This window comes from Gemmiger formicilis (assembly GCF_900167555.1).
GTDB lineage: Bacteria > Bacillota > Clostridia > Oscillospirales > Ruminococcaceae > Gemmiger > Gemmiger formicilis.
In genome coordinates this window covers 44,553-63,103 of record NZ_FUYF01000009.1, presented here as the reverse complement: position 1 = coordinate 63,103, position 18,551 = coordinate 44,553, and the positions used below count along the sequence as shown (strand labels likewise).

Below are 18,551 nucleotides of genomic sequence, written 5' to 3'. Positions count from 1 at the left end.
CTCCCTCTGCGAGGGAGGTGCCCCGAAGGGGCGGAGGGAGAGAACCTTGCCATAGCCCGAAATATTTCGGGCAGCCGTACAGTTCTCTCCACCACCGCCTGCGGGCGGAGCCCCCTCGCAGAGGGGGCTAAGGGGTGTGCGCACCTTTTTCGACAGTCTAAAGCGGAGGGGGCAAAACGCCTCCTCCGCGCCAAAATTTTCGGTTGTAGGGAAACACCGAGGGTAAAAAGTGTATTACTGCCATCCTCTTGCCGCAGGGTCGAGCATCTCGGCGGCGGAATACACCAGCGCGTTGCAGATGGCGGCAGCCACGTTGCTGCCGCCCTTGCGACCCATGGCGGCGATGGCGGGCACGCCGTACTGCGTGCAAACCGCAAACAGCCGTTCCTTGCTTTCCACTACGTTCACAAAGCCGACGGGCACGGCGATGACCAGCGCGGGGCGCAGACCGCTTTCGATCTCGTCCGCAATCGTCAGCAGCGCCGTGGGGGCGTTGCCAACGGCCAGCACCGCGCCGGGGTACTCCCGCGCGGCCCTGTGCATGGCGGCGGCGGCCCGGGTCGAGCCCGCCGCCTTCGCAGCAGCGGCGACAGCGGGGTCGGCCATAAAGCAGAGTGCCTGCCCGCCCAATTTGGCCAGACCGGGCTTTGTGATGCCCGCCAGCGCCATGTTGGTGTCGGTGATGACCACTGCCCCAGCACGCATGGCCGCGACGCCCGCCGCCGCCGCGCCGGGTGTGAAGCGCAGGTTCTCGGCGTAGTCAAAATCCGCTGTCGTGTGAATAACGCGCTTGACCACGGCGGCGTTTTCGGGCGGAACCGCAAGCCCGCGCGCGGCCAGCTCCGCCGTGATAATGCCCATGCTCGTGCGCTCAATGTCGGCGGGCAGATGATGCTGCGGTGTCATTTTTTCCCTCCTCTGGGGTTGTGCAGACCCATGGCCGCGTAGACGGCGTCCATGTCCAGCGCACTGCGTACGCCGTCGGCCAGCAGGTCCAGCTGCTGTGTGCGGTAGTCGGCCATCGCAAGCGGCGCGGCGGTCTCCGGCGCGATTCCCTTGCGGCGGCAGAGGTACGCGGCCAGCTGCTCCGTCAATTCGCCGCTGTCAAACAGGCCGTGCAGGTAGGTGCCGAACACGGCGTTTTGCACGCAGCCCTCCGGTGTGCCGTCGGCATAGCGGCAGAACGGAGCGCCGTTCACCGCAGTACGGCCCGTGTGAATTTCATATCCGGTCAGCGCAGCCCCGGCAAAGGGCGCGGCAGCCGTCGCCGTGACCTGTGCGCGGCGCTTTTCGGCGGTAAAGACCGTCCGCGTCGGCAGCAGGCCCAGCCCGCGCAGCGTCTGCGGATGGCCGCTCTCGGTGCCCTGACTGTCGTCGAGCGTCTCGCCCAGCAGCTGATAGCCGCCGCAGACGCCCAGCACCGGCGTGCCGCCTGCTGCCAGCTTGAGCACAGCGGCCTCCAGCCCGGACTGGCGCAGCCACAACAGGTCGTTCACCGTGTTTTTGGTGCCGGGCAGAATGACCAGGTCCGGCGTGCCCAGCTCCCGCACGGACTGCACGTACCGCACACCCAAAAGCGGGTGCTGTTCCAACGGCATAAAATCGGTAAAATTGGAAATATGCGGCAATCTCAAAACAGCTGCGTCCAGCGGCTTGACCGCGCTTTTGCTTTGCAGCCGCGGCGCAAGCGAGTCCTCGTCCTCGATGTCCACCCGCAGGTACGGCACGACGCCCAACACCGGCAGCTGCGTTTTTTCCTCCAGCATTGCCAGCCCGGGGCGCAAAATTTCTACGTCGCCGCGGAATTTATTGATGATAAGCCCGCATATACGCGCACGCTCGTCCGGCTCCAGCAACGCCACCGTGCCGTACAGCTGCGCAAAGACGCCGCCGCGGTCAATGTCGCCCGCCAGCAGAACCGGCGCGTCCACGAGCTTTGCCAGCCCCATGTTGACAATGTCGTCCGCCTTGAGGTTGATCTCGGCGGGACTGCCCGCGCCCTCGATGACGATGATGTCAAATTCATCGGCAAGGCTGTCGTAGGCACGCAGAATATCGGGAATCAGCGACTTTTTGCGGCGGAAGTATTCCTTTGCGGGCATATCGCCGCGGACCTCGCCGTTCACGATGACCTGGCTGCCCACATCGCTGCTCGGCTTGAGCAGGATCGGGTTCATCCGCACATCGGGCTCGACGCCCGCGGCCTGCGCCTGCACGACCTGTGCGCGGCCCATTTCGAGGCCGTCCCGGGTCACAAAGCTGTTCAGCGCCATATTCTGGCTTTTGAACGGCGCGGTTTTGTAGCCGTCCTGCGCAAAAATGCGGCAGAGCGCCGCGCACAGCAGGCTTTTGCCCGCGCCGCTCATCGTGCCCTGCACCATGATGCACCCTGCCCGGCTCATGCCAGCACCTCCCGCATAATTTTCAACAGCTGTTCGTTTTCTTTTTGGGTGCGCACAGCGGTGCGGTACCACGTCTCGTCCAGCCCCGGGTAGTTGCCGCAGCCGCGCACCACCGCACCGTGACGGCGCAGCTTTGCCCCAAAGTCCGCCGGTGCGCGGAACAGCAGGTAGTTGGCCTGTCCGTCCACGACCCGCAGCCCCAGTGCCCGCAGTCCCGCGGCCAGCCTTGGGCGCTGGTCGGCAATGAGTGTGCGCACGCTGTCGGCATAGGCGGTCTCCTCCAGTGCGGCCAGCCCTGCGGCCTGTGCCAGACCGGACACGGCCCACGGCTGACCCGCCGCGCGCATTTTGTCCAGCAGCGCCGCGTCACTGCACAGCGCATACCCCAGCCGCACCCCGGCCATAGCGTAGAGCTTGGTGAATGCCTTTAAGATTATAAGGTTCGGTGCATCGCGCAAAACCGTCTTAGCTGTCAGGGCATCCCGCGCGGCGAGGAAGTCAAGGAAGCACTCATCCACGACCAGCACCGCGCCGCAGTCGGCACAGCGGCGCAGCAGCTTTTGCACCATAGCGAGCGGTGTGACCTGACCGGTGGGGTTGTTGGGCTGGCAGAGGAACACTGCATCGGTGCTGTCGCCGATGGCGTCTACAAAGCCGTCCGTCACGGCAAAGTCGTTTTCCTCCCGCAAAAGAAACCGCTGTACGTCACAATCCACCGTTTCCAGCGCAGCAGCATACTCGGCAAAGGTCGGCGTGGGCAGCAATGCGCGCCGCGGGCGCAGGGCAAGTGCCAGGCGGTAGATCAGGTCCGCCGCACCGTTGCCGCACAAAATTTGCGCAGTATCCACACCCTCTGCCGCGGCCAGCTTAGTGCGCAGTGCCCGGCAGAGCGGGTCCGGGTAGCGATCCGCCATGGGCAGTGCCGCTGTGATGGCCGCCGCCACGCCCGCGGGCAGCCCCAGCGGGCTGACGTTGGCCGAAAAATCCAGCGCGTCCCGGCCAAACTCGGCCCGATAGCCCGCCCAGTCACCGCCGTGTACCAGTTCCATTCCGCATTCCCTCACAAGACAAGCATCAGCCGCACGGCCAGCCCCAGCACAAGGGCCAGCAGGCTCTCGGCGTACATCATGCGGTTGGCACGCAGGATGTCCCGCGGCTCGATCTCCCGCAGCGGGTCGCCAATTGTCGGCTTATCGTAATATTCTCCAAAGTAATAGGCCGGGCCCGCCAGCTGCACGCCCAGTGCCCCGGCGCAGGCGCTCTCGGTCTGGGCGCTGTTGGGGCTGGCGTGGCGGCGGCGGTCCCGCCGCCAGATGCGCCACGCCCCGCGGGCGCTGTTGCCCGTCAGCGCCGCCGCAGCCACCCAGAGCAGCGCGGCCAGGCGGCTGGGCAGCCAGTTGGCGGCATCGTCCAATTTGGCGGCACAGCGCCCGAAATAAAGATATTTTTCGTTTTTGTAGCCGAGCATGCTGTCCATCGTGTTGATGGCCTTGTAGGTCAGCGCCAGCGGTGCCCCGCCAAGGAGCATATACAAAAGCGGCGCAATGACGCCGTCGCTGGCGTTCTCGGCCACGGTCTCCACGGCGGCTCTGGTCACGCCCGCGGCGGTCAGGTTTTGCGTGTCACGGCCCACGATGCGGGCCACGGCCCTGCGGGCCGCGGGCAGGTCGCCCTTTGCCAGTTCCTTGTACACATTGCAGCTCTCCTGTGCAAGACCCTTAGCAGCCAGCGCCTGGCCGCACCAGAGCATTTGCAGCGCCAGCCCCAGCGCCGGATGGAGCCTTGCCGCGGCCCAACAGGCAAGGCCGGTAACGGCCAGCGTGCCCAGCGGCAGCACCGCGGCCACCGCGGCCCCGCCGGCCAGCTCGCCCCGCGGCGTTTTGGGCAGTGCGGTGCGCAGGCGCTTTTCCAGCGCCGAGATGCACCGGCCCATGAGTACCACCGGATGCGGCAGCCACGCCGGGTCGCCAAACAGAGCGTCCAGCAAAAAGCCGCCCAGCACCGCCCAAAAAATCAGCATGTGCTCTCCTTCGTGTACTGCACGGTCTTGACCAAACGCAGCTCATGCCGCGCCGCCCAGTCGCGGGCGTCCAGCACATAGCCGCCTGCGTTGGGGCCGCACCACCGGTAATAGCTGCGGCGCGGCACGCCGTAGCGCTCCAACGCGGCCATCTGGGTGCCGCCGTGGGCCAGGATCACCAGCATTTCCTCGCCGTCGGCCAGCGCCTTGTCCACCAGCGCCGCAAACGTGCGGCATACGCGGTCACTGAAATCATCCTTGCGCTCACCGTCGGGACAGCTGCTCTCGCAGTTGGCGGCGACCCACGCCTGATAGTCGGGGTCGTGCTCCATCTCAATATAATTGCGGCCTTCAAAGCTGCCGAAGCACATCTCCTTCAGCCCGTCCACGGGCACGAGCTCCGCGTCCGGGAACAGCACCTCCGCCGTCTGCCTTGTACGCTGCAGCGTGGAAATATAGACAACCTTCGGGTCAATATCAGCCCGGCGCAGCTGGGCCAGCCCCTCGGGCGAGAGCGGGATATCCCGCTGACCCTGATAGCGCTTCTGGGCGTTGTACTCTGTCAGGCCGTGGCGCAGTAAATAAATCAGCATTTCGGAAGTTCTCCTTTCAAAATCGTCGGCAGACCGCAAAACATCTGCACAACGCAGTCCGCTCGCGCGGCCAGCAGACAGGCCAGACGGCCCGCCGCCTCCCGCGCGGCACGCGCGGCGGGGTCAATCGGCACAACGCCGCCGCCGACCTCCGCCGCGGTCACAACATCATAATCTGCCAGCTCGTCGGCCAGCCGGTTCAAATCGGCGGCGTCGGCGGCCAAATCCTGCACGTCGTACACCTGCCGCCCGCCGAGCTTTTGCGCAAAGGTGCGCTTGCCGCTGCAGAGCGGCCCTGTCACAAACACCATTTACAGCACCCCCAGCCATTGGCAGGCGGCCAGCGCCGCCAGCATCCAGATCTCGCATTTTTGCAGGAACCACCCGGCCAGATCACCGGTCACACCGCCAAACTGTTTTTTGGCAACAACGTAGTACCGCGCAAAAACGCAGCCTGCGGCCAGCACCAACGCCCAGCCGCCCAGTGCAGTCAGCCCCACGGCCAGCATGGCGCAGAGCGCGGCCAGCACCTGCCGCACGCGGACGCGGTCCGCCGCCGTGGCAAAGGTGTGGGCAAGGCCGGTATTTTTCGCCAGCGGGAACGCCGCCACGGCCAGCCCGGACAGCGCCCGCTCTCCCACCAGCGCCAGCGTCCAGAGCACGCCGACCCGCGGGGTGAACGCCACACAGGCGCACAGCGCAAAATACGCCGCAAAGTAGCTGCACAGCCGGATGACCGCGAACGCGCCGCAGTGGGGGTCCTTTAAAATTTCCAGCTTCTTCGCGGTATCGCCGTAGCTTGAAAGTGCGTCGCAGGTGTCGGCGTAGCCGTCCAGATGGATGCCGCCCGTGACCCAGACCGGCACAAGGCAGAACCCCGCCGCGCGGGCCGCCGCGGGCAGCGGCAGCACGCCGCAGACGCACCACAGTGCGCCGCACACCACCCCCACCAGCGGGAAGGCGCAGAGCGCGTACCGCATATTTTTTTCGTTCCAGTCGAACTGCGGCATCGGCAAGGCTGAAAACATGGCGAACGCCACCGCAATCGTCTGTAAAGCTGTCACGGACCTTCACTTCCTTTGTAATAGACGGGGATGCCGCAGACAACGCGCACCACGCGGTCTGCCCGCGCCGCCGCAGCGTTGTTGACGGCGGCCAGCGCGCGCAGATAGCGGTCCGTATCGCCCGCATAGTCTGCCCCACCGCTGAACACCTCGTTGGAAACCACAATCAGATTATCACATTGCAGCAGCATCTTGTCAATGCCCCGCAGGATCGCCGCCGCGGTTTCCGCCCCTGCACCGTCGGGGTCATACAGCTCATTGGCGACCAGGTTGCCCAGGTCCTCCAGCAGTACGGTGCCGCGCCGGGGCAGGGCCACGCGGTCCAGGTGCAGCGGGCACTCTACCGTGGTGAACTGCTTTTCGGCCCGCATGGCGCGGTGCTTCGCCACGCGGGCGGCGCACTCGGCATCCCATACCTGCATCGTCGCCAGATAGGTGCGCGGCAGCGGTGCACGCAGGCAGAGCGACTCCGCATAGGCGCTTTTGCCGCTGGCCGCGCCGCCGATGACCAGCGTCAGCACTGCGGGGTGTACGGCGTGATGCCGCCCTCCGCAAACGAGTAGCAGCCGTTGTAAACGGCCAGCGCCATATCCCACAGCGGCAGGCTGGCCACCGCGCCCGTGCCCTCGCCCAGATGCAGTTCTGCGGTGATAAGCGGTTTTTTGCACAGCGCGTCCAGCACAATATGTGCGGCTGGCTCGCTGGATACATGGCTGGCGAAAACGGCCTTTTCCGCCGCGGGGCAGAGCCGCACCGCGCACAGCGCCGCCACGCCGCTGATGAATCCGTCCATCACGATGGGCAGCCTTTCGAGCGCACCGCCCAGAAACACGCCGCACAGCCCGGCAATATCAAAGCCACCCAGCGCCGCCAGCACCCCCAGCGGGTCCGCGGCGTCGGAGTGGTTGCGGGCAATGCCGCGTTCTATCGCATCTATTTTGCGGTGCAGTCCTGCATCGGAAAGTCCCGCGCCGCGCCCGGTCATCTCGGCCACAGGGCGGCCCAGCAGCACGCTGGCCACGGCGCTGGACGTCGTTGTGTTGCCGATGCCCATCTCCCCCGTCGCCAGCAGCTGTGCGCCGCTCTGCTTCTGCGCGCGCACCAGCGCGATGCCCGCGGCGATGGCCTGCACGGCCTGTGCGCGGGTCATAGCCGGGCCGGTGGTAAAGTCAGCCGTGCCCGCAGCAATGCGGCAGTCCACCGCGCCGGGCACGGGTGCGCCCGCAATGCCCATATCGACGGGCACGACGTCGCAGTGGGCTGCAGTGGCCATGCGGCAGACGCTGGTGCGGCGGGCGGTCAGGTTTTCGAGCACGGCGCGGGTCACGGAGGCATCGGTCTGGCTGACGCCCTGCGCCACAACGCCGTTGTCCGCGCAGAGCACCAGCACCGCGCGGCGGCTCACGTCCGGCACGGGGTCGCCGGTCAGCGCGGCGGCGTCCTCGACCATGGCTTCCAGCCGACCCAGTCCGCCCAGGGGCTTTGCCAGCGCAGCCCAGTGGGCGTGGGCTGCGGCGCGGGCGGCCTCGTCCGGCGGGGTAACGGCTGCAAGCAGGTTTTTCAGTTCGTTTTCGGTCATGATGTTTCCTTTATATAATGTTCGGCTGCAGCCGCAAAGCGCTTCGGCAGCGGCGTACCTGCCCAATAGAGATGCGGAAAACCCGCGTAGAGACTTGCATTGGCAAAGCCGCACGCCCATTGCCGCCCGTTTGCCTTGGCAGCGGTGAACGCATCGCCGTTTTCGGTGGAGTCCCAGTGATGGAACTCGTGGACGGGCAGGGTCTCCCCCGCGCGGAACAGCATACTGTCGGCGCGGGCGGTCAGGCGAGCGTAGCCGAACCGCACGAGCCGCCCGACCTTGAAGCCCTGCCCGGGCAGCACGCCCGCCATCGGGTGGGGCGTGCCGTCGGCGTCCTGTAATGTCCGGCCCAAGTACAAAAAGCCGCCGCACTCGGCCACGGTTGGCAGGCCGCCCTGCACGGCGCTTTTTACGGCGGCGCGCAGGGGGGCATTCGCGGCCAGCCGGGCGGCGTACAGCTCGGGGTAGCCGCCCGGCAGGTAAAGCCCGCCGATGTTATCCGGCAGAGCCGTGTCGGCCAGCGGGCTGAAAAAGCACAGCTCCGCGCCGTTTTCCCGCAGTGCCTCCAACGTTTCGGCGTAGGTAAAGCAGAACGCGGCGTCCCTTGCCACGGCAAGGCGCACCCGCGGCGGGGGCACCGTGCACGGCGCAGCGGCGGGCGCGGGGCGGTCAAACAGGGTGTGCAGCAGCGGCCAGTCGATGGTTTGCTGCGCGGCATCGGATAAGAGCTGTATCTTGTGCTGCAGATCGTCGATCTCGGCGGCGGTTTTCAGACCGAGGTGGCGGCTTTCTATCACGGCCTCGGGCAGCGGCGGCAGGCAGCCGACCACGGGCAGACCGGTCTCTTTTTCGAGCATCGGCTTCAGCAGAGCGCACAATCCTTGCGTACAATCATTGAGCAAAATTCCCGCGATATGGTGCGGTGTGCGGAACGCCGTCAGCCCGCGCAGCTCCGCCGCCAGCGTCAGGCTTGCCCCCTTGGGCCGCACAACGAGCAGTGCGGGCAGGTCCAGCGTATCGGCCAGCTGCCACGCGCTGGCCGTGTCGGTCACGCCGCCAAGGCCGTCGTAGTAGCCCATGGCCCCCTCGACGACTGCCGCGCCGTGCCCCGCCGCGTGCCGGGCGTAGAGTGCGCGGGCGATCTGCGGTGCAGAGAAAAACAGGTCGAGATTGTGGCTTTCAACGCCCAGCACTGCGCGGTGGAACATCGGGTCGATGTAGTCCGGCCCCGACTTGAACGCGCAGGGGGTCAGCCCGCGGGCAGTCAGCGCCGCCAGCAGCGCACAGGCTGCCGTTGTTTTTCCGCTGCCGGAGCGGGGTGCAGCCAGAACCAATTGCAGCATTTTTACTCCCTCGCGATCAAGAAAACCGGGTTGTTCGCCATGAGCAGGTGCAGGCTGCCCGCCGCCCGGCTGCGGCTGACTGCGATTTGTGTGACCTGGGCGGTCAGGCCGTGGGCCGTCAGGGCCGCAACGGCCTCCTGTAAGGTTTCCAGCGCAATGGCGCTGATACAGAGCCGTGCATCGGGGTTCGCGGCCAGCGCGGCATCGACGACAGCCCGCAGACTGCCCTTGCTGCCGCCGATAAAAACAGCGTCCGGCGCGGGCCAGCCTGCCAGTGCGGCGGGGGCAAGGCCCTCGGTAAGGTGCAGATTTTGCACCGCAAATTTTGCGCGGTTCTGACGGATAAGGTCACAGGCTTCCGCGTCGCACTCCACGGCGTAGACCCGGCCCGCAGGGGCGGCCAGCGCCAGCTCCACACTGACGCTGCCGGTGCCCGCGCCCACATCCCAGAGGGTATCCGTGGGGCGCACGGCCAGCTTGGCCAGCGCGGCAGCGCGAACCTCCTGCTTGGTCATCGGCGTTTTGCCGCGGATGAACGCTTCATCGGGCAGGCCGGGCGTGCGGCGCAGGGGCGCGGGCACATTTTCCACAAGCAGGACACTGAGCGGTGCAAAGCGCTGTGTGGCCAGCTCCTGCGCCGTGCCGGTCACAAGCCGCTGGGACGGCGTGCCGAGGTTCTCCCCCACCGTGGCCGCAGCGTCGCCCAGCCCGGCATCCGCCAGCTGTTGGCAGAGCGTCGCGGGAGTCTCGCTGCCGCCGGTCAGGAAAAAGGTTGTCCCGCCCGCGCGGCAGGCGGCCACCGGGTCACAGGCACAGCCGTGGGCGGAGACGAGCCGCCAGCCCTGCCACGGGCGGCCCAGCGCCGCGGCCAATAATTGCACGCTGGAAACGCCGGGCAGCACCGTGTACGGCAGACCCGCATCGTCCAATGCGCGGCAGAGCGCCGCCGCGCCGGAGTAGAAGCCTGTGTCGCCGCTGAAAACCACCGTGACCTCCGCGCAATCTGTCTGCCGCAGCAATGCGCAAATTTCGTCCGTTTTATAGAGGGCTGCGCGGTTTACCGTGCAGCCCTCGGGCAGATTTTCCAGCAGGCGGCGCGCGCCGATGATCAGCTCCGCTCCGCGCAGCGTCTCCAGCCCCGCCGCTGTCAGGCTGCCGGGCGCTCCGCTGCCCATGCCCACCAATGTGATCTTCATAAAAGCTCCCTGCATCGCTGTAAAATTGTGTCAGTGGCCTCGCCCGCGTCGTCCGGGCGGCGCAGCACAATGAGCTGCACGCCGCACCGGGCGGCGGCCTCGGCCTTTTCGGCAAAGCCGCCCGCCGCGCCGCCGTCCTTCGTGACCATATAGTCGATATGGAACTGGTGCAGCAGCGCCGCATTTAATTCTTTCGTAAAAGGCCCCTGCATCGCAAGGATATTGCGGTGCGGAACGCCCGCTGCCTCGCATGCTGCGATACCTGCCACCGTCGGCAGAACGCGCGGGTAGAGCCGCGCCGGGTCGAGCGCTGCGAAGGCGGGCAGCTCCTTGGCACCCGTCGCCAGCAGGACGCGCCCCGGTCTGTCTGCCAGATACGCGGCGGCCCGGGCGGCATCGGCCAGCACCACACTGCCCGCGGGCAGGGGGCTGGCGGGGCGCAGCAGACGGTGATATTCAACTCCCGCCGCCGCTGCCGCCGCACGGATATTGCGCGTTGCCTCGGCGGCATACGGGTGGGTCGCGTCAACGCAGAGCGCCGCACCGCGCAGCAGCGCCGTCATTTCTTCGGCGTCCAGCCGCCCGGTGCGCACCGTGATGCCGTCGGCGCAGCCCTGTTCCTCGGCCCCCAGCTCTGTCGCCACACAGACCGTGACCGCCGCGCCGAGCGCCGCCAGCGCGCGGGAGAAGCTGCGCCCCTCCGTTGTACCGCTGAAAACCACCATATTCATACGCCGCGATACCCCCTTGGCGTAACCATTCTGTCCTGTAAAATCTGCGTTGCAGCGTTGCCGACAAAGACCGTTGTGAACATATCCACGGCGGTATCCTCCAGCTCGGCCAGCGTCAGCAGCCGTGCGGTCTGGCCGTCCCGGCCAATGCAGCGCACCAGCCCGCAGGCCGTGTCCGGGTCCTTGCCGTTGTCCCGCAGAATGCGAACGGCCTTTTGCAGGTAGTCGGCGCGGCCTTTGGACGACGGGTTGTAGAGCGCCAGACAGAAATCCCCCGCCGCGGCACAGGCCAGCCGCTTTTCAATGACGGCCCACGGCGTCAGCCGATCCGACAGCGAAATCACGCAAAAATCGTGTGCCAACGGCGCACCCAGCACCGCGGCCCCGCTCAAAGCGGCGGTCAGGCCGGGCACGATCTCGACCTCCACCTCCGGGCAGTGCTCCGCCAGCTCCAACAGCGGGCTGGCCATGCCGTAGACCCCGGCATCGCCGGAGCAGACGAGCGCCACAATCTTGCCGCTCTTTGCCGTTTCCAGCGCCCAACGGCAGCGGTCAATCTCCCGCGTCATACCGGTAGCGTAGACCTCTTTATCCGGGTAAAGCGGGCGCACAAGGTCGATGTAGACCGTGTAGCCGCACAGCACGTCGGCGGCCTGCAGGGCAGTCTGCGCCTGGGCGGTCAAATACTGCGCACCGCCCGGGCCGAGGCCCACCACATACACAAGACTACGGTTCATCATTTTTCCATCTCCAATCCGGGGCAAAGGGGGCCAGCGCCACGGCAAGGGTCACGCCGTCCCGCGCCCACTTCGGGATGAACAGCACTCCGTCTGCAGCCAGCACCGCCGCGCGTTCACAGACATTGTCCACGCCCGTGATGCTCTGCACAAAGCCGGAGGACGTAAAGCGGCCTTTAGCCGTGCGCAGGGCAGCGGCGGTATAAAAGTCCATCTCCCAGCCGTGCGCCCGGCAGAACGCCGCCAGCCCCGGCTCATCCTTTTTCAAGTCAATGCTGGCTGCGCGGACAATGCCCTGCGGGGCAAAATGGTGCTCCGCGCAGAAGGCCGCAAAGGCTGTTTCCAACTTTTCCGCCGTCGTGCCGCGCTTGCAGCCGACACCCAACACCGCAATGCGGGGGATCAGGTGGAGCGCCTCACCCGTCGGGGTCAGCGTCAGCGCAAAATCTGCGCGGTCAGCGGCGGCGGCAGGCTCCACCCCCGCGGGCGGTGTGCCGGAAACAGCCCAGTCGGCGGCATAGCAAACGCTCTGCCCGGCCAGCAGTGCCCCGCTCACGCAGCGGATGCGCTCCGGCTCGGCCACGGCGCAGTTCTGGCGCTTGGCCCACTCGTCCACGGCAAAAACGCCGCGTCCGTCGGTGGCCGTCGTGATGACCGGCACGGCATGGCAGACCGCCGCCAGCCGCTGCGCCAGCTCATTTGCGCCGCCCAGATGCCCCGACAGCAGCGGAATGGCGAACTGCCCACCCTCATCCAGCACAACGACGGCGGGGTCTGCAGCCTTGCTGCGGCAGTGTGGCGCGATGGCCCGCACCGCGATCCCGGCAGCTCCTACAAAAATCAGTGCGTCGCTTTGTGCAAACTGCGCAGCGGTCCAATCGGTCAGGCGGACGCCGTCCGCACCGCCGCGGGCCACGCTGCCGGGGCAGGCTGCCGCCAGCTGCTGCGCCAGCGCCAGGCCCCGCGCCGTGAACGCAATGTACGCGCAGGTCATCGGTCCGTCCCCCTTCGGAACTCCGTTGTGAACGCCGGGTCATACAGCTTGCTGCGGTCATATTGTGCGGCCAAAAAGTCCCCGACAACGATGAGCGCCGTTTTGGTGATGCCCGCCGCGCGGGTGCTTTCGACCAGCGTTCCGACGGTGCAATGTACAATTTTCTGTTCCGGCCACGTTGCCTTGTAGACAACGGCGGCAGGGGTCGCGGCGGTGTACGCGCCCTGCAGAAGCGCGTCCTGCACCCTGTCGATCAGGCCGATGGAGAGGAAAATGACCATCGTCGCCCCGTGGGCGGCCAGCGCGGCCAACCGCTCACCTTCGGGCACAGGGGTACGGCCCTCCATGCGGGTGATGATGACGGTCTGGCTGACGCCGGGCAGCGTGTACTCGGCGTTCAGCGCCGCCGCCGCACCGCAGAAGCTCGATACACCGGGCGTATCGTCGTAGGCGATACCCATGGCGTCCAGCGCGTCCATCTGTTCCCGGATTGCGCCGTACAGGCAGGGGTCGCCCGTGTGCAGGCGCACAGTGGTTTTGTGCGCTGCTTCGTTTTCTTTCATGACGGCAAGCACCTGCTCCAGCGTCATCTCGGCGCTGTTATAGATGGCGCAGTCCGGCCCCGCCAGCCCCAGCAGCGCCGGGTTGACCAGGCTGCCCGCGTAGATGATGCAGTCCGCCGTTTGCAGCAGGGCCGCGCCGCGTCGGGTAATCAGGTCCGGTGCGCCGGGACCGGCCCCCACAAAATGTACCATGTCAGGCTCCTCCCCACAATTTCAACAGTGTATCAGCAATTTTTGTCTGTCCCAGCGGGCCGTTCCGGTTTGAGAACAGCACCGCGCCGACCTTGAACGCCCCCGCCGCGCGGCGGTCCAGATGCGTCTGGATCGCGGTGAGCAGACTGGCCATGACCGGCTCCCGCAGCTGCGCGGCGTCCAGAATGTCCAGACAGGCGTCTGTCGTAGCGGCGTCCATCAGGGCGCGGCAGGTTGCCGCGTCCGCGCCGCAGAGCGCCGCATAGGCGCAGAACAGCTCCGTGCGGCAGTCGGCACAGCGGGAGTGGGTGTTCATGATGCCGCCCGCCAGCTTGACGAGCTTGCCCACATGCCCGACGAGCAGCACCTCCGCGAAGTGCTCCGCCGCTGCCATATCCAGCGCCTCGCCGATGAAATTTGAGATTTTGACGACAGGGATCTCGTGCAGCGCGGGGTAGTTGGCAGCCAGGTAGTCCAGCCCGTAGTTGCCGGGGGCTAAAATCAGGCGGTGACTTTTCAACGCTGCCTGGTGGATTTCGATTTGCAGCGTATCCAGAAGCGCCTGCTGGCTCATCGGCTCCACAATGCCGCTGGTGCCCAGCACCGACAGGCCGCCCTCGACCCCCAGATGCGGGTTGAAGGTGCGCTTGGCCGCAGCCTCGCCGCCTTCGATGGAGATGACCACCGCGAACCCGCCGCCGTAGCCGACGGCGTCCGCCTCCCGCAAAAGCGCCTCGGTTATCATCTGCCGCGGCACACGGTTGATGGCCGCCGCGCCGACGGGCTGGTCGAGGCCGGGCTTTGTCACACGGCCCACCCCCGCCCCGCCGTCAATCGTAACGGTGCGCGGCGCGCCGGGCAGCAGTGTGACCGCGGCAATGACCGGCAGACCCGTCGTGGCGTCGATGTCGTCGCCGCCGTCCTTGACGATGGCGCACGCGGCCCCGTCTGCCGTCAGGCGGCAGAACTGCGGTGCGACCTCCACGACGATGCCCTTGGGCGTGCGCAGGCCAACGCTTTCCGGCGCGTGGCCGGTCAGCAGCAGCCGCGCCGCGCCCGCCGCCCCCAGCGCCGCACAGGTGCCGGTGGTGTAGCCGCAGCGCAGTAAACGCTGCCCGCTGCGGATGTAGTGCTCAAATTGGGGCTTCGGCTTTGCGCCGCTCCCGGCAAACAGCACCGCGTATTGGTCGGTGGTCAGTCCAAACAGCGCACAGATATTGTCCTGTGCAAAGGCGTCCTGCGGTGCCAGCACAGCGGACACGCCTGACGGCGCAACGCAGACAACGGCGTCGGCCAGCCTTTGGGCCAGCTCCAGCTCATGCAGCGTCACGATGACGGCCACATTCTTCTCATGCGCCAGCACTTGCAGGATGTCCATGAGCTCCGCCTTGCCCTTTACGTCTAAAAACGACGTAGGCTCGTCCAGAAGTAAAATCTCCGGCTGCTGGCAGACCGCGCGGGCCAGCAGCACGCGCTGGCGCTGGCCGTCGCTGATCCTGGCAAAATCGCGGTCCTCCAGCTCCTCCGCCCGGACAAGGCACAGGGCGTCGTGCACCTGCTGCCTGTCGGTGTCGGACAAAATGCCCAGCCGCCCTGTGTAGGGGTAGCGCCCGGCGGCGGCGACCTCAAAGCAGGACGTCAGCTCGGTGCGGGCCGTGTGGGGCAGCATCAGCGCCAGCTTGCGCGCCCGGGCGTTGGGGGTGTAGGCCGTCAGGTCTTGCCCGTCCAGCAGCACCGCACCGCCCTGCGCCGCCAGCTGCCCGGCCAGCGTTTTTAAAAGAGTGGATTTGCCCGCGCCGTTCGGACCGATGAGCGCCAGAATTTTGCCGCGCTCGGCGTGCAGGGCAATGTCCCGCAGCAGCGGCGCACCGTAGCCAACGGAGAGATTTTGCGTTTCACAACAGCTCATACCGTGCCCTCCCCGCTGTGGCGGCGCACAAGCAGCCAGATGACCACCGGCGCACCGAACACCGCTGTAACCGAGCTGATGGACAGCTCGGTGGGTGCAAACAGGCTGCGGGCGATCAGGTCGCACAGCAGGCAGAATGCCGCGCCGCCCAGTGCGCAGCCCGGCAGCACCCGCAGCGGTTTTGCACTGCCCAGCGTATGTTTTACCAGATGCGGCACCGCAATGCCGACGAAGGAGATCGGTCCGGCAAATGCCGTGACGCAGGCCGCCAGCAGGCTTGACAGCAGCACAAGCACCACGGAAAACGCTCGCACCGGCACGCCGACGCTGGCGGCGTAGCTTTCGCCCAGCTGGTAGGCAGCCATCGGCTTGGAGAGCAAAAACGCGGCGGCCAGGCACGGCAGAACGATGGCCGCCGCCGTGGCGACATTGCCCCAGGTCATACCGGAGAAGCTGCCCATCGACCAGTTGTGCAGGTTGACGATGTTGGAATCCTGCGCGAAGGCGACAACAATATCGGTGACGGCCGAGCAGATGTAGCCGATCATGACGCCGCAGATAACCAAAATGCTCATCTGCTGCACGCGGCGCGCCACGGCCAGCACAAACAGCATGGCCGCCATGGCCCCGGCAAACGCCGCCAGAATCAGCGTCAGTGAGCCGGTGAGCAGACCGCGGTTCAAAAAGACGACCATCGTCAGCGCCACGGCCAGCTTGGCCCCGCTGGAAATGCCCATGACGAACGGCCCGGCAATCGGGTTGGCAAAAAACGTTTGCAGCAGATACCCGGCCACCGAGAGCGCCGCCCCCAGCAGCACGACCATGACGGCGCGCGGCAGGCGCAGCTGCAGCAGGATGTTGGCCGCCAGCGCGTTTGTGCCGCGGCCCAGGAGGGCCGCCGCGATGTCCGCCGGGGAGAGCGCAACGCTGCCCCAGAACAGGTTGAGCGCAAACAGCGCCAGCAGGGCCGCCGCCATGGCGAGGTATGCAATTGTCATGCGTTTGGAGGTGTGCATGCGTGGTTCCCTTTGCGGCGGGCGACAATGGTGCGGGCGGATATGGAATCCGCCCCTACGGATGCTCCACGGTTTTGTGCGCCTGTTTTTGCCGCCGCGTTAAATTTTCAGTGCAGCTTCGTCAAAAATGTCAATTCACTGTCGTCCGGGTCATCCTCGGTGAACACCTTGTTCATATCCAGGATCAGATCCGGCAGCTCCATGCTCTGCTGGAAAAGGCTCTGCGACGTACACCAGACGCTGCCGCTTTGCACGGCCTTGAAGTCCGCCAGCATCGGACATTTGGCGAGCAGCTCATCCATTGTGCGCAGCTCGCCCTCAATCGTGCTGTTGTAGAACAGCACATCGGCGTCACGCGCCCCGGCGTAGAAATCCTCGAGCGAGATATTGACAGTCGCCAGATTGTTGCCGCTGTCGGTCAGGTCGGCAAAGACGTAGCTGCCGCCCGCCAGCCCGATCATCTTGGCGACGTAATCACCGCCCTTGCGCACCGTGGCGAGATTGTTTGAGGTGATGGAGAAGAACGCCGCAGTCTTGCCGGTGGGTTCCTCGTCCAGCAGCGGTGCAATGCGCTGCACAGCGTCGTCAAAAATGCGCTCGGCCTCCTCGGTTCTGCCCAGCAGGATGCCGTACAGCTTGACCCATTCCATCCGGGCCAGCGGGTCACTCTCGTAGCTCGAGCGCTCGACGAGGACCGGCACACCGAATTTTTCGAGCTGCTCCTTCACCTCGGGCGTGTGGTAGATCATTGTGTTCTCGATGGCAAGGCCGCAGTCGGCGGACAGGATCGTCTCGTAATCGGGCGCGCTGTACTTGCCCGCGTAGGCGATCTCGCCCTGCTCCATGGCGGTGCGGGCTGCGTCAAGGTACCAGTTTTCGGCCTGCGTGCCGGACAGCGCCACAGCCCCCAGCCCGTCAATGCTGATGATGGGATCCATCGCGGACGACGACACAAGGTAGATATTTTGGATAGGCTGCTGCAAAACGGTGATGTCTGCGTCCAGATTGGCGGGCGCAGCGGCCCCCTCCGGCACGACGAGATAGCGGCTGCCGTCAATCGTGATGAGGTCATAGCCGCCCGCGCACACATCCACCGTGAACTGTTTCGCGTATTCCAGCGGATAGCGGTTTTCTATCGTCAATACGTCCGTTTGCGCGGGAGCCTGGGATGCAGCCGCGCAGCCTGCCAGCAGCAGAGCGGGCAGGGCAAAAGCTGCCGCGCGCCTCATTCGGCGGCGGCCAGCGTCGCGCTGTCAAAGGTCAGGGTATAGTCGATCTCGTGCGGGGTGCTCATGGCGACGGTGTCCGCCGTGACGGCCAGCGCGGTATCCAGCGCGGCAACGGGGATCTCAAACGTCGAGTTGCCGTCGGTGTTGACGGGCAGGTACTTTTCGCCGTCGACGAGCATATAGTCATAGTTCGGGCTGCTCCAGACGATTGTCGCGGTCATAATGCCGTCTGCCACAGTCAGCGCGGCGGGGCTTTCGACGGTGGCACGCCCGCTGCCGCCCTCCAGCGTCACAGCGCAGGTGTAGCTGCCGTCGGCGGGGATCTCGACGGCTGCCGCAGCCGCAGCCTCTGCCGCAGGCTCGGCATCGGAGATGCTGACCGTATGGTCATACCAGGTGCCCTTGGTGCCGAGGATGGCCAGCTGGAAATCGGCATCGACAGCCGCAACGGGGATGTCAAAGCCGTATACTTCGTCGCTGGTGCCGTCGGAGTAGGTCACCGTGTCAACGGTAGGCTGCAGCCAGTCGCTCTCGTGGGCGGGGGCGTCGGCGGCCATGCCCGGATACAGGTTGACGATCTTCTGGGACTGCAGACTGACGTGGAAGGTCATCGTGCCGTTTTCCACCGTCAGCGTGCCCATGCCGTCCACGGCTTCGTTGGCGTGGAACATACTGCTGTCGGTGTTGAACTTAGCGGTGTATACGCCGTCCGGCAGCGCGGCAGCGGGGGCCTGGGTTTCCGCCGGGGCCGCGGTGGCGGCAGGGGCGGTTTCTTCCGTGGAGACCGCCTCGGACGTGCTCTCGGCGGTGGACGCTGCGGACGCACCGCAGCCCGCCAGCAGCAGGGCAGCGAGAGTCAGGGATGCGAGTTGGAGCTTTTTCATGCTTTCCTTACCTCATTCTATATATATATTTATCAGGCATTAGCGGGAGGCGGCGCGGGCCGATATGGAATCCGACCCTACGGTGTGGCGCGGCATCAC

19 protein-coding genes are annotated in these 18,551 nt (G+C 66.1%); all 19 read right to left on the bottom strand.

Annotation, left to right across the window (positions count from 1 at the left end; genetic code table 11):
* Positions 1-234 precede the first annotated feature (234 nt).
* Complete coding sequence (locus tag B5D32_RS08930; RefSeq protein ID WP_078784712.1) at positions 235-906, bottom strand: precorrin-8X methylmutase; 672 nt, start codon at positions 904-906, stop codon at positions 235-237.
* On the bottom strand, positions 903-2,402 hold the full coding sequence (locus B5D32_RS08925) for a cobyric acid synthase (protein ID WP_078784711.1): 1,500 nt from the start codon (positions 2,400-2,402) through the stop codon (positions 903-905). Before B5D32_RS08925 ends, B5D32_RS08930 begins: the two co-directional genes overlap by 4 nt.
* Positions 2,399-3,451, bottom strand: coding sequence for a threonine-phosphate decarboxylase CobD (gene cobD / locus B5D32_RS08920; RefSeq protein ID WP_078784710.1), 1,053 nt, complete (start codon positions 3,449-3,451; stop codon positions 2,399-2,401). The genes B5D32_RS08925 and cobD overlap by 4 nt, the downstream gene beginning before the upstream one ends.
* An 11-nt stretch (positions 3,452-3,462) precedes the next feature.
* Positions 3,463-4,419, bottom strand: coding sequence for an adenosylcobinamide-phosphate synthase CbiB (cbiB, locus tag B5D32_RS08915; RefSeq protein ID WP_078784754.1), 957 nt, complete (start codon positions 4,417-4,419; stop codon positions 3,463-3,465).
* Positions 4,416-5,015: a histidine phosphatase family protein gene (locus B5D32_RS08910; protein ID WP_078784709.1), complete on the bottom strand. Its 600-nt coding sequence runs from the start codon at positions 5,013-5,015 to the stop codon at positions 4,416-4,418. Before B5D32_RS08910 ends, cbiB begins: the two co-directional genes overlap by 4 nt.
* Positions 5,009-5,326 (bottom strand): bifunctional adenosylcobinamide kinase/adenosylcobinamide-phosphate guanylyltransferase, encoded by a 318-nt coding sequence (locus tag B5D32_RS08905; RefSeq protein WP_078784708.1) that lies wholly within the window; start codon positions 5,324-5,326, stop codon positions 5,009-5,011. The genes B5D32_RS08910 and B5D32_RS08905 overlap by 7 nt, the downstream gene beginning before the upstream one ends.
* Positions 5,327-6,079 (bottom strand): adenosylcobinamide-GDP ribazoletransferase, encoded by a 753-nt coding sequence (locus B5D32_RS08900; protein WP_143402719.1) that lies wholly within the window; start codon positions 6,077-6,079, stop codon positions 5,327-5,329. It lies immediately after the preceding gene.
* Entirely contained in the window at positions 6,076-6,600 is a 525-nt protein-coding gene (locus B5D32_RS08895; RefSeq protein WP_078784707.1) for a bifunctional adenosylcobinamide kinase/adenosylcobinamide-phosphate guanylyltransferase, read from the bottom strand. Before B5D32_RS08895 ends, B5D32_RS08900 begins: the two co-directional genes overlap by 4 nt.
* Positions 6,594-7,658, bottom strand: coding sequence for a nicotinate-nucleotide--dimethylbenzimidazole phosphoribosyltransferase (cobT, locus tag B5D32_RS08890; RefSeq protein WP_078784706.1), 1,065 nt, complete (start codon positions 7,656-7,658; stop codon positions 6,594-6,596). The genes B5D32_RS08895 and cobT overlap by 7 nt, the downstream gene beginning before the upstream one ends.
* On the bottom strand, positions 7,655-9,001 hold the full coding sequence (locus tag B5D32_RS08885; RefSeq protein ID WP_078784705.1) for a cobyrinic acid a,c-diamide synthase CobB: 1,347 nt from the start codon (positions 8,999-9,001) through the stop codon (positions 7,655-7,657). The genes cobT and B5D32_RS08885 overlap by 4 nt, the downstream gene beginning before the upstream one ends.
* A gap of 2 nt (positions 9,002-9,003) precedes the next feature.
* On the bottom strand, positions 9,004-10,197 hold the full coding sequence (gene cbiE, locus B5D32_RS08880; RefSeq protein ID WP_078784704.1) for a precorrin-6y C5,15-methyltransferase (decarboxylating) subunit CbiE: 1,194 nt from the start codon (positions 10,195-10,197) through the stop codon (positions 9,004-9,006).
* Positions 10,194-10,928 carry a precorrin-6A reductase gene (gene cobK, locus B5D32_RS08875; RefSeq protein WP_078784703.1) on the bottom strand — a complete coding sequence of 245 codons (735 nt, stop codon included), beginning with the start codon at positions 10,926-10,928 and terminating at the stop codon, positions 10,194-10,196. Before cobK ends, cbiE begins: the two co-directional genes overlap by 4 nt.
* Positions 10,925-11,665: a precorrin-3B C(17)-methyltransferase gene (cobJ, locus tag B5D32_RS08870; protein ID WP_078784752.1), complete on the bottom strand. Its 741-nt coding sequence runs from the start codon at positions 11,663-11,665 to the stop codon at positions 10,925-10,927. Before cobJ ends, cobK begins: the two co-directional genes overlap by 4 nt.
* Complete coding sequence (locus B5D32_RS08865) at positions 11,655-12,659, bottom strand: cobalt-precorrin 5A hydrolase (RefSeq protein ID WP_078784702.1); 1,005 nt, start codon at positions 12,657-12,659, stop codon at positions 11,655-11,657. The genes cobJ and B5D32_RS08865 overlap by 11 nt, the downstream gene beginning before the upstream one ends.
* The gene (gene cobM / locus B5D32_RS08860; RefSeq protein WP_078784701.1) at positions 12,656-13,414 is read right to left on the bottom strand and encodes a precorrin-4 C(11)-methyltransferase; all 759 of its coding nucleotides are present in this window, start codon (positions 13,412-13,414) and stop codon (positions 12,656-12,658) included. Before cobM ends, B5D32_RS08865 begins: the two co-directional genes overlap by 4 nt.
* 1 nt (position 13,415) lies before the next feature.
* Positions 13,416-15,323, bottom strand: coding sequence for a cobalt-precorrin-5B (C(1))-methyltransferase CbiD (cbiD, locus tag B5D32_RS08855; protein WP_078784700.1), 1,908 nt, complete (start codon positions 15,321-15,323; stop codon positions 13,416-13,418).
* The gene (locus tag B5D32_RS08850) at positions 15,320-16,339 is read right to left on the bottom strand and encodes a FecCD family ABC transporter permease (protein ID WP_078784699.1); all 1,020 of its coding nucleotides are present in this window, start codon (positions 16,337-16,339) and stop codon (positions 15,320-15,322) included. Before B5D32_RS08850 ends, cbiD begins: the two co-directional genes overlap by 4 nt.
* A 107-nt stretch (positions 16,340-16,446) precedes the next feature.
* The gene (locus B5D32_RS08845) at positions 16,447-17,568 is read right to left on the bottom strand and encodes an ABC transporter substrate-binding protein (protein ID WP_078784698.1); all 1,122 of its coding nucleotides are present in this window, start codon (positions 17,566-17,568) and stop codon (positions 16,447-16,449) included.
* Positions 17,565-18,452: an iron transporter gene (locus B5D32_RS08840; protein WP_078784697.1), complete on the bottom strand. Its 888-nt coding sequence runs from the start codon at positions 18,450-18,452 to the stop codon at positions 17,565-17,567. Before B5D32_RS08840 ends, B5D32_RS08845 begins: the two co-directional genes overlap by 4 nt.
* Between the last annotated feature and the right edge of the window lie 99 nt (positions 18,453-18,551).

Coding starts and splice junctions, on each gene's coding strand:
- B5D32_RS08930 (WP_078784712.1), bottom strand. CDS start 906: ATGACACCGCAGCATCATCTGCCCGCCGACATTGAGCGCACGAGCATG.
- B5D32_RS08925 (WP_078784711.1), bottom strand. CDS start 2,402: ATGAGCCGGGCAGGGTGCATCATGGTGCAGGGCACGATGAGCGGCGCG.
- cobD (WP_078784710.1), bottom strand. CDS start 3,451: ATGGAACTGGTACACGGCGGTGACTGGGCGGGCTATCGGGCCGAGTTT.
- B5D32_RS08910 (WP_078784709.1), bottom strand. CDS start 5,015: ATGCTGATTTATTTACTGCGCCACGGCCTGACAGAGTACAACGCCCAG.
- B5D32_RS08905 (WP_078784708.1), bottom strand. CDS start 5,326: ATGGTGTTTGTGACAGGGCCGCTCTGCAGCGGCAAGCGCACCTTTGCG.
- cobT (WP_078784706.1), bottom strand. CDS start 7,658: ATGACCGAAAACGAACTGAAAAACCTGCTTGCAGCCGTTACCCCGCCG.
- B5D32_RS08885 (WP_078784705.1), bottom strand. CDS start 9,001: ATGCTGCAATTGGTTCTGGCTGCACCCCGCTCCGGCAGCGGAAAAACA.
- cbiE (WP_078784704.1), bottom strand. CDS start 10,197: ATGAAGATCACATTGGTGGGCATGGGCAGCGGAGCGCCCGGCAGCCTG.
- cobK (WP_078784703.1), bottom strand. CDS start 10,928: ATGAATATGGTGGTTTTCAGCGGTACAACGGAGGGGCGCAGCTTCTCC.
- cobJ (WP_078784752.1), bottom strand. CDS start 11,665: ATGAACCGTAGTCTTGTGTATGTGGTGGGCCTCGGCCCGGGCGGTGCG.
- B5D32_RS08865 (WP_078784702.1), bottom strand. CDS start 12,659: ATGACCTGCGCGTACATTGCGTTCACGGCGCGGGGCCTGGCGCTGGCG.
- cobM (WP_078784701.1), bottom strand. CDS start 13,414: ATGGTACATTTTGTGGGGGCCGGTCCCGGCGCACCGGACCTGATTACC.
- cbiD (WP_078784700.1), bottom strand. CDS start 15,323: ATGAGCTGTTGTGAAACGCAAAATCTCTCCGTTGGCTACGGTGCGCCG.
- B5D32_RS08850 (WP_078784699.1), bottom strand. CDS start 16,339: ATGCACACCTCCAAACGCATGACAATTGCATACCTCGCCATGGCGGCG.
- B5D32_RS08845 (WP_078784698.1), bottom strand. CDS start 17,568: ATGAGGCGCGCGGCAGCTTTTGCCCTGCCCGCTCTGCTGCTGGCAGGC.
- B5D32_RS08840 (WP_078784697.1), bottom strand. CDS start 18,452: ATGAAAAAGCTCCAACTCGCATCCCTGACTCTCGCTGCCCTGCTGCTG.